Source organism: Mesorhizobium sp. A623 (assembly GCF_054489405.1).
Map to the genome: position 1 here is coordinate 219,519 of NZ_JBTMXB010000001.1, position 13,433 is coordinate 232,951.

Annotated in this window: 12 protein-coding genes; 4 read left to right on the forward strand and 8 right to left on the reverse strand. The window is 62.8% G+C overall.

Going from position 1 to position 13,433, the window contains the following annotated elements; genetic code table 11:
- Positions 1-140: 140 nt before the first annotated feature.
- Positions 141-1,292, forward strand: a complete 1,152-nt coding sequence (locus ACX3P1_RS01100) for an amidohydrolase (protein ID WP_459077675.1) — start codon at positions 141-143, stop codon at positions 1,290-1,292.
- A gap of 117 nt (positions 1,293-1,409) precedes the next feature.
- A complete protein-coding gene (locus tag ACX3P1_RS01105; protein ID WP_459077676.1) occupies positions 1,410-2,162 on the forward strand; it encodes a methyltransferase family protein in 753 nt (250 codons plus the stop codon).
- A gap of 34 nt (positions 2,163-2,196) precedes the next feature.
- Here ACX3P1_RS01105 and ACX3P1_RS01110 read toward each other — a convergent pair whose 3' ends face one another.
- From ACX3P1_RS01110 to speB, 6 genes are all read right to left on the reverse strand, one after another.
- Positions 2,197-2,982, reverse strand: a complete 786-nt coding sequence (locus ACX3P1_RS01110) for a carbon-nitrogen hydrolase family protein (RefSeq protein WP_459077677.1) — start codon at positions 2,980-2,982, stop codon at positions 2,197-2,199.
- Positions 2,979-3,782, reverse strand: coding sequence for an ABC transporter permease (locus ACX3P1_RS01115; RefSeq protein ID WP_459077678.1), 804 nt, complete (start codon positions 3,780-3,782; stop codon positions 2,979-2,981). The genes ACX3P1_RS01110 and ACX3P1_RS01115 overlap by 4 nt, the downstream gene beginning before the upstream one ends.
- Positions 3,779-4,633, reverse strand: a complete 855-nt coding sequence (locus ACX3P1_RS01120; protein WP_459077679.1) for an ABC transporter permease — start codon at positions 4,631-4,633, stop codon at positions 3,779-3,781. Before ACX3P1_RS01120 ends, ACX3P1_RS01115 begins: the two co-directional genes overlap by 4 nt.
- Entirely contained in the window at positions 4,630-5,667 is a 1,038-nt protein-coding gene (locus tag ACX3P1_RS01125; protein WP_459077680.1) for an ABC transporter ATP-binding protein, read from the reverse strand. The genes ACX3P1_RS01120 and ACX3P1_RS01125 overlap by 4 nt, the downstream gene beginning before the upstream one ends.
- Before the next feature lie 67 nt (positions 5,668-5,734).
- The gene (locus ACX3P1_RS01130) at positions 5,735-6,823 is read right to left on the reverse strand and encodes an ABC transporter substrate-binding protein (protein ID WP_459077681.1); all 1,089 of its coding nucleotides are present in this window, start codon (positions 6,821-6,823) and stop codon (positions 5,735-5,737) included.
- A gap of 112 nt (positions 6,824-6,935) precedes the next feature.
- Positions 6,936-7,991 (reverse strand): agmatinase, encoded by a 1,056-nt coding sequence (gene speB / locus ACX3P1_RS01135; RefSeq protein WP_459077682.1) that lies wholly within the window; start codon positions 7,989-7,991, stop codon positions 6,936-6,938.
- A gap of 180 nt (positions 7,992-8,171) precedes the next feature.
- On the opposite strand from speB, the gene gcvA reads away from it, so the two are divergent.
- Positions 8,172-9,113: a transcriptional regulator GcvA gene (gcvA, locus tag ACX3P1_RS01140; RefSeq protein WP_459077683.1), complete on the forward strand. Its 942-nt coding sequence runs from the start codon at positions 8,172-8,174 to the stop codon at positions 9,111-9,113.
- Between the two features lie 21 nt (positions 9,114-9,134).
- On the opposite strand, the gene ACX3P1_RS01145 is transcribed toward gcvA, so the two are convergent.
- Together ACX3P1_RS01145 and ACX3P1_RS01150 are read right to left on the reverse strand one after the other, a co-directional pair.
- A complete protein-coding gene (locus ACX3P1_RS01145) occupies positions 9,135-10,571 on the reverse strand; it encodes an aldehyde dehydrogenase family protein (RefSeq protein ID WP_459077684.1) in 1,437 nt (478 codons plus the stop codon).
- Positions 10,572-10,761: 190 nt separating this feature from the next.
- Complete coding sequence (locus ACX3P1_RS01150; protein WP_459077685.1) at positions 10,762-12,372, reverse strand: phosphoenolpyruvate carboxykinase; 1,611 nt, start codon at positions 12,370-12,372, stop codon at positions 10,762-10,764.
- 359 nt (positions 12,373-12,731) lie between these two features.
- On the opposite strand from ACX3P1_RS01150, the gene ACX3P1_RS01155 reads away from it, so the two are divergent.
- A complete protein-coding gene (locus ACX3P1_RS01155) occupies positions 12,732-13,433 on the forward strand; it encodes a response regulator transcription factor (RefSeq protein WP_459077915.1) in 702 nt (233 codons plus the stop codon).

Here is a 13,433-nt window from a genome sequence, read left to right on the forward strand (position 1 = left end):
ACCTGCTGGCCCAGCGGTTTAGTCGCCCTTTTCAACCAGACCGGATGGCCAGGAGGACGCCGCATGGTATGGATCGAGCATCGGAGTAACCCGAAAGCCGGTTCCAATTTTCGGTCCGGTGCGCCAGCGGAGGTGAAAACGTGACACTGACCAATCGGGACCTTGTCGAGCTTACGGCGTGGCGGCGCAAACTGCACCAGCACCCGGAAATTTCGAACGAAGAGGAGAGGACGGCGCGGCAGGTCGTGGACTTTCTCGCCGATACAGGGCCGGACAAGGTTCTGACCGGACTGGGCGGGCACGGCGTGGCAGCGGTCTATGACAGCTTTGAGCCGGGACCGACGCTTCTGTTCCGCTCGGAACTCGATGCGCTGCCGATCCACGAACTTTCGGGCGTCCCCCATTCATCGCTCGTACCCGGCAAATCGCATATGTGCGGCCATGACGGACATACGGCCATCCTTGCCGCGCTTGGCCGCCAGTTCGGCCGGCAGCGGCCAGCCCGGGGCCGCGTCGTCCTGATGTTCCAGCCGGCTGAGGAAACCGGCAATGGTGCGGCCGGCGTCGTGGCCGATCCGCGCTTCAGCGAGATCGCTCCGGATTTCGCTTTCTCGCTGCATAATCTTCCGGGCGTGCCGTTCGGCGAAGTGCGGCTCAAACCCGGCGTGGTGAACTGCGCTTCACGCGGCATGCGCATCGTGCTGGAGGGGAAGACCGCGCACTCGTCCATGCCCGAAACCGGCGATTCGCCAATGCTGGCGGTGAGCCAGTTGATGCCGGCACTGACCGGGCTTGGCCGAGGAACCTTTGCCGACGACGATTTCGGCATGGTCACCGTTACCCATGTGACGATGGGTGAAGCCGTGTTCGGCATCGCGCCCGGTCATGCGGAGGTCTGGGCGACGCTGCGTACGCGGCGCGACGAACGCATGGGCGATCTGTGCGCTTCAGCCGAAGCGCTGGTTGCGCGGATCGCGGCAGAGCATCGCCTGTCGGCCAGCTTTGACTATCATGAAGTCTTCGTTGCCAGCGTCAACGCGGACGACGCGGTCGAGCAGTTGCGGCGCGCGCTGGATGAAGAGGGCGTCGGCCACGGAGAAGAAAGCCTGCCGATGCGCGCATCGGAAGATTTCGGCATATTCGGCCACAACGCGGCATCGGCCATGTTCTTCCTCGGCGCCGGCGAGCGATACCCCGCCTTGCACAATCCAGATTATGACTTTCCGGACGATCTGATCCCGATCGGGTCGAAGATATTCATGCGCACGGCCCGCAATCTTCTGGGCGGCTGATTTCGGGCTCGGGTCGAAATCAACGGACAGTGCAGCCAGCCATCGAGACTCTGCCGCTTGCACATTCGATGTCGCAATTCCACCTGAATTGTCTTTCATCCGTAGTGCCGGAAAACCATGGTGGTCTTGATGATCAACGACTTGATGACGCGCCAGGGAAACTGGCTGTTCCGCTGGCGTAGCTACATTCTGCTCGGCTTCGCACCGCTCTTCCTCTTCGCGATGATGCGACCGGAACCCATCGAGGCGCATTTCGGCACCTTCTGGGGCAGCGCCTACGAGACGTCGTGTCTCGTCCTGGCCTTCATCGGCCTTGGCGTCCGCGCTCTCACCGTCGGTTTCGTGCCGGCCGGCACCTCGGGCCGCAATACGCGCGGACAGGTCGCGGACACGCTGAATACCACGGGCATCTATTCGCTGACGCGCAATCCGCTCTACTTCGGCAATTCGATCATCTATGTCGCTGTCGCGCTGTTTACCCAGGACATCTATGTCGCGCTGACCATGGCCCTGTTCCTTATCATTTACATGGAACGCATCATCGCCGCCGAAGAGCGGTTCCTGGGGCAGAAATTCGGGGCTGCCTACCTGCAATGGGCCAATGCCGTGCCGGCCTTCTTTCCGCGCCTGCATGGCTGGCAGAAACCCGCTTTGCCATTCTCGCTCCGCAATGTACTCAAGCGCGAATATTCGGGCCTGTTTGCCATTGTCGTGACATTTTTCGTGATGGACCAGGGGCGCGATTACCTCGAGGACAACACGCGACTGGACACGGCGTGGCTGTTGTTCTTCATCGCCGGCGCGGCGATTTACCTGACGCTGAGAACGCTGAAGAAGCACACCAGATTTCTTAACATTACAGGGCGGTAGCACAACAAAGGCTTGATGCGCGTCGTGAAATTTCTCAGGCGCGGCTCGCCTTGAGGTCGGCAATATAGGGGTTCTGCTCGGCGGAATTCCGGAAGGCTTCCACATCGAGATCGGCGATCAGCAAGGCTTCGCCGGTGGCATCGGCCGCCGCCAGCAGCGTGCCGTCCGGTGCCGCGATGCCGGAAAGCCCGGCATAGGAACCCAGTGCATCCGCGCCGCAATGGTTGACGTATGCGACAAAAACCTGGTTCTCGAACGCCCGCACCGGGATCATCTTTTTCGCGATGAACGCGTCATGATCGCTGGCGGGTAACGCGGTGGGCACCAGGATAGCCTGCGCGCCGGCCAGTGCCAGACGCCGAACGTTTTCCGGGAATTCCACATCGTAGCAGATCAGTAGGCCGAACTTCAGGCCGCCATGGTCAATGAGGCAGGACGTCGGCGTTTCGGCCTTGAACAGGCTGCGTTCGTAAGGCCCGTAGAGATGCGACTTGCGATAGACCTTTGGCGGCTTGTTGCCGTCGACGAACAAGGCGCTGTTGTAGACGGCCTCACTGTCGCGTTCGGCAAAGCCGGCGATCACCGCCACTTTCGTTTCCTGCGACACGGCAGCAAGCCGCCGCCAGCTTGCACCTTCCGGTTCCTCGGCCAGTGCGGTCATGGCAGTGCCCGCGCCATAGCCCTGGATAGCGAGTTCGGGCGTGACCAGCAGCGTCGCTCCCTGCCGGGCGGCATCGTGTATGGCGGCCTCGATGCGGGCGACGTTGGCTTCGACATCGCCGGCCACGGCCTGCATTTGAAGTGCCGCGATCCGCATCATTTGTCTCCCGAACCCATCGCGCCGAGCAGCTTGCGGATGTCGCCGAAGCGGGCAATCGAGCCGAACACCAGCGCCGCGATCACGACGAAGAATACCGACACGGAGGCCATGGTCGGCGTGTAGCCGTAACGCAGCGCGTTGAAGATTTTTATCGGCAGCGTCTCGGTGGTAAAGCCGATGGTCATGTAGGCGACGATATATTCGTTGAGCGACAGCACGAAGGCAAAGGCGTAGCCGGACACCAGATAGGGCAGGATCAGCGGCAGCACCACGGTCTTCATGACGGTGCGGTCGTCCGCCCCCATGGTCGCAGCCGCCTCGACCAGCGCGCGGTCGATTGAGGCGAAGCCGAGCGACAGCGTCACCAGCGGCAGCGTCACGAAGAAGATGGCATGGCTGATGATGGCGGTGAAGAACTGGCCGAACAGCCCGACCGTCGCCCAGAAGGTGAGGAAACCGAGCGCGGTGATCACCGGCGGCAAGATGAAGGGCGCGAGCCCCAGCACCTGAAAGATGTTCGCCCAGGGCGCGATGCGCCGCCACAGGAACCAGGCGAGCGGCAGCGCAATCGTCACCGCGATCGCCGCCGAACACAGCGCCAGCGTGACCGAATGGATCAGCGCCAGCCGCCATTCCGGATCGGCAAAAATCTGGCCGTACCACGCCAGTGAAAAGCCGACTGGCGGGAAGGCTAGCGTCTGCTTCTCGTTGAACGAGACGCCGGCGACGACGACAAGCGGTGCGGCCAGGAAAAGGGCAACGGCGGTGAAGTAGACGCGGCGAAGCAAGGTTGCGATCATAGCGCGTTCTCCCGCCGTCCGATGAGCAGCGTCATGCCGACCAGCGCCAGCGAGATCAGCACCAGGAACACCGCCATCGCCGCCGCGAACGGCATGTTGGACTGGTAGATCGCCTGATCGGTAATCAGCACCGACAGCGTCCAGTGCCGCGGTCGGCCGAGGATTTGCGGCAGAAGGTAGGAGCCGAGCGCGAACACGAACACCATGATGAGCGTCGCCACGATGGTGTTGCGTAGCGCCGGCGCAACGACGTTGAAGAACGCCCTGACGGGAGAAGCGCCCAGGGTTCGCGCCGCCTCCAGCAGCGTCGGATCGAGCCGCACCAGTGCTGGATAGAGTACGAGCACGGCATAGGGCAGGGCCTGATAGACCATGCCGGTCAGCACAGCCCCAAAGCTTGGCAGCAGCGCGACGGGCTGATCCATCAACCCGATGGCGACGAACAAATTGGTGATGCCGGCGGTGCGCGAAAACAGCGTCGACCAGGCAAAGCCGATGATGACTTCCGACAGCGACAACACCGAAAGCAGCCCGACCAGCCACAGCGTCTGTACCTTTCGCGAGCGCTGGGTAAGCAGATAGGTGAACGGAAACGCGATGGCGACGCAGCACAGCGCAACCAGGATTGCCAGCACCAGCGAGAAGCCAAGCACGCCGCCGAAGAACACCGACAGGAAGCGCGCGTAATTGTCGAAGACGAAATCGGGCGTGTAGAAGCCGGCCGGATTGCGCTTGAAGAAGCTCACCGCGATCATCGTCGAGAACGGCACGACGAAGAACACCACCAGCATCAGCCCCGGAAACACCAGGGGCGTGTAGTCGGCCAGCGTTTTGGGCGGCTCGCGTCTCATTGCTTCAACATCACGCAGCGTTCCGGCGGCAGGACGATGCCGACGCTCTGCCCGACCGAGACGTCCGGCCGTTCGCGCGGCGTGGCGACGGCGACAAGGGTCATCCCGCCGGTTTCGACGAAGGTTTCGATGGTGCCGCCGAGATCGCGTACGAAGGTCACCGTGCCGGAGATCGCGCCGGCGCCCGGCACAGTCAAGTGGACGTCTTCCGGCCGCACCGAAAGCGAGGCCTTCGACTGGCCAACCGGCATGGCGAGCCCCTCAATGGCGGTGCCGAGCACCGTTATCCGGCCAGCGCTGTCCGTCTCCGTCGGCAAAAGATTGGTACTGCCGATGAAGTCGGCGACGAAGGCGTCCGCCGGCTTGCGGTAGATTTCGACGGGCGGCGCAACCTGCAGGATCCTGCCCTTGCCCATGACCACGACAAGATCGGCCATGGTCATGGCCTCGCGCTGATCATGGGTGACGACGATGGTGGTGATGCCGAGACGCTGCTGCAACTGCCGCAGTTCGACCTGCATCGCCTCGCGCAGCTTGGCGTCCAGCGCCGACAGCGGTTCGTCCAGCAGGAACAGCTTCGGCGACAGCGCGAGCGCTCGGGCAATGGCCACGCGCTGGCGCTGGCCGCCGGAAAGTTTTGCCACCGGCCGGTCTGCGAAGCCGGGCAGGGCGATCAATGTGAGGAGTTCCTCGACGCGCTTTTTCTGCGCCTCCTTGGTCGCGCCGCGGATGCGCAGCGCATAGGCGATGTTGTCGCCCACCGACAGATGCGGAAACAGCGCCAGCGACTGGAACACCATGCCGAGATTGCGCTTGTGCGTCGGCACCTGCGTGATGTCGTCGCCGTCCAGAACGATGGCGCCGCTGGTCGGCTCCTCCAGCCCGGCGATCATCCGCAACAAAGTGGTCTTGCCGCAACCGGATGGCCCGAGCAGGCACACGAAGCTGCCGTTCGGCACGTTCAGCGCGACATTGTCGACGGCGGTGAAATTGCCGAAGGTCTTGGTGATCGCATTGAGGGCCAGGCCGGACATGGGTTCTCCTGCAAGACGGCTTGCCGTCATGGGCACCCTCCCCGCGAGGGGGAGGGTAAATGCACCTTCAGCCGACGATCAGCTCCGTCCATTTCTGGTTCAGCCAGTCGGACTTCGACGTATAGAGGTCGTAGCGCGGGATGATCGGCTCGATCTCCGACGACACCGCCGCGAATTCCTCCGGCGTCAGGTCGAGCACTTCCTTTTTCAGGGTAGGCGCGGTGCCGACCTTGCGCGACATCAGCCCCTGCTGGGCAGGCTGGCTCATATAGTCGATGAAGACATGCGCTTCTTCGCCCTTGGTCGAGGCGCGCGAAATGACCCAACTGCCCGAATCCTGAATGCCGCCTTCCTTCGGGAAGGTCGAGCGGACCGGGTTGCCGTCGGCCGCCGCAAGGCCGGTGACGTCATGGTAATACTGGCCCATCGGGATTTCGCCCGACTTCAGCGCCTGTTCGAACTGCGCCTCGTCGCGATACCACAGGCGCACGTTCGGCTTCACTTCGGCGAGCTTTTCGAACGCCTTGTTCAGGCCTTCTTCCGTGTCGAGCGCGTTGGTACCGCCCATAAAAGTCTTGGCCGTGACTTCGAGCAGGAACGAGTTGGAAACCAACGCCAAAAGGCCGAGCTTGTCGGCATTGGCCTTGTCCCAGAACGCCGCCCAGGAGTCCGGCGCTTCCTTGTAGACGTCGGTGTTGGTGACCAGCGTAATGTACCACGCCACCGCGCCGACGCCGCAGACGCGCCCGTCCGGATATTTGTTGACGAAGCGCTCGAGAATGTCGCCGCCATGCTTGATCTTTGTCATGTCGATCGGCTGCCACAGTTCGGTCGACTGGCCCTTCAGCGTCGCCACCTGCGACATCATCGAGATGTCGGCCGGGGCCTGTTTGGCCTTGGCGGCCTGCTCAAGCTGCACCAGCCAGGCTTCGCCTGTCGGTTCCGCGACCGATTCCACCGCGATGCCGGTCTCCTTGGTGAAGGCCGGGAAAATATGCTCGTCGAAGGATTTCTTGAAGTAGCCGCCATAGACGCCGACTTTCAGCGACTTGTCTTGCGCGCGCAGGATCGATGGCATGGCGAGCACGCCCGCGGCCGCGATGCCGGCGCCGAGCACGCCGCGCCGGCTGATGGTTGAATCCAAAATGCGTTTCATGACCTGTTCCTCCCAATTTTGCGGCAATGCGCCACGTTCCTGTTCATTAGAGCACCGAGACATCCGGGCATCAATGGCGGGCATCAATGGATGCCCATCGCCTGCCTTCTTCTCACTTCTTGGCCAGCGCCGGGCTGAACACCATCAGGCTGAGGATTTCGAACAGCATCTGCGCGGCGGCATGCGCGGTATTGGTTGTGCTGTCATATTGCGGCGCGACTTCGACCACGTCGCCGCCGACGATGTTGAGGCCTTTCAGCCCGCGCAGCAGGTCCAGCACTTCGCGCGTCGTCAGGCCGCCGATTTCAGGCGTGCCGGTGCCGGGCGCGAAGGACGGATCGAGGCTGTCCACGTCGAAGGACACATAGGTCGGGCCGTCGCCGACGATCTTCCTCGCCCGCTCAATGATGGCCGGAATGCCAAGCCCGGTGACTTCCTCGGCATGGATGACGGTCATGCCGGATTCGAAGCTGAACTCCCACAGATATTCCGACGAGCCGCGAATGCCGATCTGGATGGTACGGGTCGGGTCGAGCACGCCGTCCAGCACCGCGTTGCGGAACGGGCCGCCATGGTGGAACTTGGTCAGGTCGTAAGCGCCGCCGGTGTCGCAATGGGCGTCGATATGGATCATGCCGACCGGTTGTTTCTTGCCGACCGCCTTCATGATCGGGTGGGTGATCGAGTGATCGCCGCCGACCGACAGCGGAATGACGCCGGCGTCGACGATCTGGTTGATGCGCTTTTCGATGTCGTCATGGCAGAGTTCGAGCCGGTAACGGCTCTGGAACGGAACGTCGCCGATGTCGGCCACGCGAAGTTCATGCGTTGGCGCGCAATCGAGCACATGGTTATACGGGCCGATGCGCTCGATGGTGCGCAGGGCCCTCGGGCCGAAGCGCGAGCCGTTGCGGTTGGTGACGCCGAGATCCATCGGGATGCCGATCAGCGCCACTTGCAGGTCACCGAAATCCGGGTTTTCTACCGAGATTTCCCGGTGCGGAGCGTCGAGCAGGGTCGGCATGCCGGCATAGGGCGCGACCCGCGTGCCGCTCTTGGAGAAAATCTTGTCGGCGACGCGCGCGAATTTCGGGTCGAACATTTCGCCGCCATGGCTCTCGCCATATTTGCTGCGCAAGGCGTCGAGTCGGTTGCGATCGAAACTCATTTATTCCTCCACTTTGCGGGCACCCTGCGTCGCCGGAATGCCGGTGCGCAAAAGGCTCCTCCCGCCTCAATACCTGTCCTGTCGTGAATGCCTCGACGGATTGTCGGAGACGCGGAGTAGAAAATCAATTGATATTGTTATAGGCGATTGTGTGAGAAAAACTCACAATTGGCCGAAGCCATGTCCAAGCGATTGCCGCCGTTGAATCCGCTGCGCGCCTTCGAGGCGACGGCGCGCCATGCCTCGCTGACCAAGGCGGCAGCCGAACTGAACGTCACCCATGGCGCGATCAGCCATCAGGTCAAGGCGCTGGAGGGTGCGCTTGGCATAAAACTGTTCGAGCGCGCGGGCCAGCGGCTGAAGCTCACGCCGCACGGGGCCGAATTGCTGCCGGCGGTATCGGACGCCTTCGACGGTATCGCCGCCGCCACCCAGCGCCTGACGCGCCCCGCCAGCACCGGCGCGCTTTCGGTGTCCTGCGTGCCGGCGCTGCTGTCGCTATGGATGATCCCGAGGCTCGGCAGTTTTACCGCGCAATATCCCGACATCCGCCTGACGCTGATCGGCTCCAACGATGCACAGGACATCCGCTCGCCGGATATTGACCTGTGCCTACATTATGGCGACGGCAATTGGGCCGACTGCTTCGTGCGCAAATGGTCGAGCCTCGAACTGTTTCCCGTGGTCAGCCCGACCCTGATCAACAACCGGCCAATCCGCAGCGTGCGCGACCTTGCCGACCACACGCTGCTGCATGGCGACGACGGGCGTGAATGGCGCACCTGGCTGGTGGCCGCCGATGCGGTCGATCTGGAGCGGGGCAGGCGCCACTATATGGTCGATGCGCGCCTGTCGATCGAAGCCGCGACCCACGGCCATGGCGTGGCGCTGGGCGACACCGTCACCGCCAGCGAATTGCTGGCCAAGGGGCAACTCGTTGCGCCCTTCGGCCTGTCGGTGCCGGCGACCGATGACTTCTACGTCGTCTGCCGCAACGAGATGAAGGCGGCTCCCATCGTGCAGGTCTTCATCGACTGGCTGTATTCGGAAAAGGAACAGGCCGACAGCCGAACTGCTGCGCCGGCCGCTGGCCGCAGTGTCAGGCGCGCCAAGCGCGCCTGACAGGCTTCCGGAAAGGCTGGATTACGCCAGCGTGTAGGCGGTCTTGACCGTGGTGTAGAACTCGGCCGCGTAGCGCCCCTGTTCGCGCGAACCGTGGCTGGAACCCTTGCGGCCGCCGAACGGAACGTGGAAATCGACGCCGGCGGTCGGCACGTTGACCATCACCATGCCGGCCTCCGAATTGCGCTTGAAATGGGTGGCGTATTTCAAGCTGGTGGTGCAGATGCCGGACGAAAGACCGAACGGCGTGTCGTTGGCGAGCGCGAGTGCGTCGTCATAGTCGCGAGCGCGGATGACCGAGGCCACCGGCCCAAAGATTTCCTCGCGGCCGATGCGCATCTGGTTGGTCGCCTCGGTGAACAGCGCCGGCTGCAGATAAAAGCCCGGCGTTTCGCGGTTCAGCCTTTCGCCGCCGAAGGCAAGTTTCGCGCCTTCATCGCGGCCTATGGCGATGTATTTTTCGTCCTGGTCGAACTGGCTCTGGTCGACCACGGGGCCGATCTGCGTGCCGGCTTTCAGCGCGTTGTCGATCACCAGGCTCTTCAGCCTTTCGGTGACGGCGGAGACGAATTTGTCATGGATGCCCTCGGTGACGATCAGCCGCGAAGAGGCGGTGCAGCGCTGGCCAGTCGAGAAAAAGGCTCCATTGACGGCGCATTCGACCGCCCTGCCGAGATCGGCATCGTCCAGCACGACAAGCGGGTTCTTGCCGCCCATTTCGAGCTGGAATTTCCGGTTGTGCTCGACGGACGCCAGCGCGACGCGCTTGCCGGTCGCGGTCGAGCCGGTGAAGGTAATAGCGGCGATGTCCGGGCTGTCCAGCATGACTTGCCCGACCACCGATCCCTTGCCCATGACGAGGTTCAGGACGCCTTTCGGCAGCCCGGCGCGATGCAATATGTCGACAATCGCCCAGGCGCAGCCGGGCACCAGTTCGGCCGGCTTGAACACCACCGTATTGCCGTAGCAGAGCGCCGGCGCGATCTTCCAGGCCGGGATGGCGATGGGGAAATTCCACGGCGTGATGATGCCGACGACGCCGACCGGGTCGCGGGTGATCTCGACGCCGACGCCGGGGCGGACGCTGGGCACTGTTTCACCGACCAGCCGCAACGCTTCGCCTGCGAAAAAGTCGAAAACCTGCGCGGCGCGCACGGTCTCGCCGATGCCCTCGGCAAGCGTCTTGCCCTCTTCGCGCGCAAGCAGCCGTCCCAGTTCGTCCTTGCGTGCCAAAATCTCGTCGGCCGTCTTGCGCAGGATGGCCTGGCGTTCCAGCAGGCCCGATCGCGACCATTTCGGGAATGCCGCCTTGGCGGCTGCGATCGCGGCCTGCGCATCCGCCGTGCTCGCCCGAGCGTATTCACCGACCGTATCGTTGGTGTCGGAAGGATTGATGTTGGCGATGGCCTCGCCGCCGACCCATTCGCCGTCGATCAGGTTCCGGTGCAATTCGCTCATGTCGATATCCAGTCTTTGATGGGGAAGGTGCTCAAGCGCATCGCGTCGTATTGAACGCGTGCTCGTTGTCCCCGACCTAGCCTCTGGGCGTGTCGGGTGCAAGGTTGCACGCTCGCGCGGCAAGCGAAAAAGGCCGGTATCGGGCGACCCGGTCGCGGCGGTTCGCCGTCACCGGATCAGGGGCGTGAGCCTATTCCGCAGCCTGCTGCATGGCCGGTGCGGCGGCGCGAACCGTGGCATCGACGTGGCTCTCGAACTTCTCGAAATTGGCGATGAACATGCCGACCAGTTTGCCGGCCTGCCGGTCATAGGCGGCCTTGTCGGTCCATGTGGAACGCGGATCGAGGATCGCGCCGTCGACGCCTTCGACCGCCACCGGCACCTCGAAGCCGAAATTGGCGTCGGTGCGGAATTCCACCTCGTTCAACGAACCGTCCAGCGCTGCGGCCAGCAGCGCGCGCGTCGCCTTGATCGGCATGCGCTTGCCGGTGCCGTAAGCGCCGCCGGTCCAGCCGGTATTGACCAGCCAGCAATCGACCTTGTGCTCCGCGATGAGGTCGCGCAGCAGATTGCCGTATTCGGACGGATGGCGCGGCATGAACGGTGCACCGAAGCAGGTCGAGAACGTCGCTTCCGGCTCGGTCACGCCTTTTTCGGTGCCGGCGACTTTCGCGGTGTAGCCGGAAAGGAAGTGATACATCGCCTGCGCCGGGGTCAGTTTCGCCACCGGCGGCATCACGCCGAAGGCATCGGCGGTCAAAAGGATGATGGTTTTCGGGTGCCCGGCGCGGCCGGTGACGCTGGCGTTGGGGATGAAATCCAGCGGATAGGCGCAGCGCGTGTTTTCCGTCAGCGAGCCGTCGTTGAAGTCCGGCACGCGGTTTTCGTCGAGAATGACGTTTTCCAGCACAGTGCCGAAGCGCTGCGTCGTGGCAAAGATTTCCGGCTCGGCTTCCGCCGAAAGCCGGATCGTCTTGGCGTAGCAGCCGCCTTCGAAGTTGAAGATGCCATGCGGGCCCCAGCCATGCTCGTCGTCGCCGATCAGCGTGCGCGACGGATCGGCCGACAGCGTCGTCTTGCCGGTGCCGGACAGGCCGAAGAACACTGCGGCGTCGCCGCCCGACCCTTCATTGGCCGAGCAGTGCATGGCCATCACGCCCTTTGCGGGCAACAGATAATTGAGTGCGGTAAATACCGACTTCTTCATTTCGCCGGCATAGGAAGTGCCACCGATCAGCACGATCATGCGCGTCAGGTCGACGGCGATGATGGTTTCGGTACGCGCGCCGTGACGGGCGGCATCGGCGCGGAACGACGGCAGGTCGATGATCGTCATCTGCGGCACGAAGCTGGCAAGCTCGGCCACTTCCGGCCGGATCAGCAGATTGCGGATGAACAGGGAATGCCAGGCCAGTTCGGTGACGACGCGTGCCGGCAGCTTGAGGTCGGCATCCGCGCCGCCGACCAGGTCCTGCACATAAAGGTCCTTGTCGGCCGCATGGGCCAGAAAGTCTGCAAGCAGCGTCTCGAACTGGGCAGGCGAGATCGCCTTGTTGTTGTCCCACCAGACATGGTTTTCGGTGGCGGCGTCGCGAACGACAAACTTGTCCTTGGCCGAACGGCCGGTGTGCTGCCCGGTCAGGGCGACCAGCGCGCCATGGGCGGTAAGCTGTGCTTCGCCACGCCGGATCGCATCTTCGCAAAGGGCGGCGGCGCCAAAATTATAGCGGACCGTGCCCGTCGTGGTGAGACCGATCGCCTCGATCCCGCAAGCGGGATTGCGTGTGCCCTGTTCAGACATGGTGTACCCTTTGTTCGATTATACGCATTTACCCCGCCTGCGCGGGAGAAATTTTTCGGAAGGCTGGGTGGTCAGAAACAGAAAAGCCGAACAATATCAAATCATTAATCGATTTAAAGATTTTGAAAGTTGTTTAAATCGTTTAAAGGTGTAAAAAAGTTCCGAGGGTCCCAAAGGATTGGCGGGCGCGCTTCGTCCAATCGTCAAGAAATGTGCCAATCGTCAAAAAACGTGGTTGTGGGCTCCGGGCAGGCTTTCGTGACGGCGAATGGACCGCGTGCCACATTTTGTACCAAGTTTGTCCTGCACAAGCCCTTTCTGCTAAAGGAAGGGATCTGCTCATGAGGGAGCCTCTTGATATGGCCACGATCGCGCTCGTAGACGATGACCGCAACATTCTGACTTCGGTTTCGATTGCGCTTGAATCGGAAGGATACCGTGTCGAGACCTACACGGACGGCGCCTCGGCCCTGGAAGGGCTGGCGGCACGCCCGCCGAATCTCGCCATACTCGACATCAAGATGCCGCGCATGGACGGCATGGAACTGCTTCGCCGCCTGCGTCAGAAGACCGATCTGCCGGTCATCTTCCTGACCTCGAAGGACGACGAGATCGACGAATTGTTCGGCCTGAAGATGGGCGCCGACGATTTTATCCGCAAGCCGTTCTCGCAGCGGCTCCTGGTCGAGCGCGTCAAGGCGGTGCTGCGCCGGGCAAGCGCGCGCGACGCCGCCACCAAGACCCCGAACCAGCAGGCGCGCTCGCTGGAGCGCGGCCAGCTCGTCATGGATCAGGAACGCCACACCTGCACCTGGAAGGGCGAACCGGTTATCCTTACCGTCACCGAGTTCCTGATCCTGCATTCGCTGGCGCAGCGGCCCGGCGTGGTGAAAAGCCGCGATGCGCTGATGGATTCGGCCTATGACGAACAGGTCTATGTCGACGACCGCACCATCGACAGCCACATCAAGCGGCTTCGCAAGAAGTTCAAGCAGGTCGACGACGACTTCGAAATGATCGAGACGCTTTACGGGGTCGGCTACCGGTTCCGCGAAGCCTGA

Bases quoted from the DNA above. Each gene is read 5' to 3' on its own strand.
- ACX3P1_RS01105 (WP_459077676.1), top strand. From the start codon at position 1,410: ATGGTGGTCTTGATGATCAACGACTTGATGACGCGCCAGGGAAACTGG.
- ACX3P1_RS01110 (WP_459077677.1), bottom strand. From the start codon at position 2,982: ATGATGCGGATCGCGGCACTTCAAATGCAGGCCGTGGCCGGCGATGTC.
- ACX3P1_RS01115 (WP_459077678.1), bottom strand. From the start codon at position 3,782: ATGATCGCAACCTTGCTTCGCCGCGTCTACTTCACCGCCGTTGCCCTT.
- ACX3P1_RS01120 (WP_459077679.1), bottom strand. From the start codon at position 4,633: ATGAGACGCGAGCCGCCCAAAACGCTGGCCGACTACACGCCCCTGGTG.
- ACX3P1_RS01125 (WP_459077680.1), bottom strand. From the start codon at position 5,667: ATGTCCGGCCTGGCCCTCAATGCGATCACCAAGACCTTCGGCAATTTC.
- ACX3P1_RS01130 (WP_459077681.1), bottom strand. From the start codon at position 6,823: ATGAAACGCATTTTGGATTCAACCATCAGCCGGCGCGGCGTGCTCGGC.
- speB (WP_459077682.1), bottom strand. From the start codon at position 7,991: ATGAGTTTCGATCGCAACCGACTCGACGCCTTGCGCAGCAAATATGGC.
- gcvA (WP_459077683.1), top strand. From the start codon at position 8,172: ATGTCCAAGCGATTGCCGCCGTTGAATCCGCTGCGCGCCTTCGAGGCG.
- ACX3P1_RS01145 (WP_459077684.1), bottom strand. From the start codon at position 10,571: ATGAGCGAATTGCACCGGAACCTGATCGACGGCGAATGGGTCGGCGGC.
- ACX3P1_RS01150 (WP_459077685.1), bottom strand. From the start codon at position 12,372: ATGTCTGAACAGGGCACACGCAATCCCGCTTGCGGGATCGAGGCGATC.
- ACX3P1_RS01155 (WP_459077915.1), top strand. From the start codon at position 12,732: ATGGCCACGATCGCGCTCGTAGACGATGACCGCAACATTCTGACTTCG.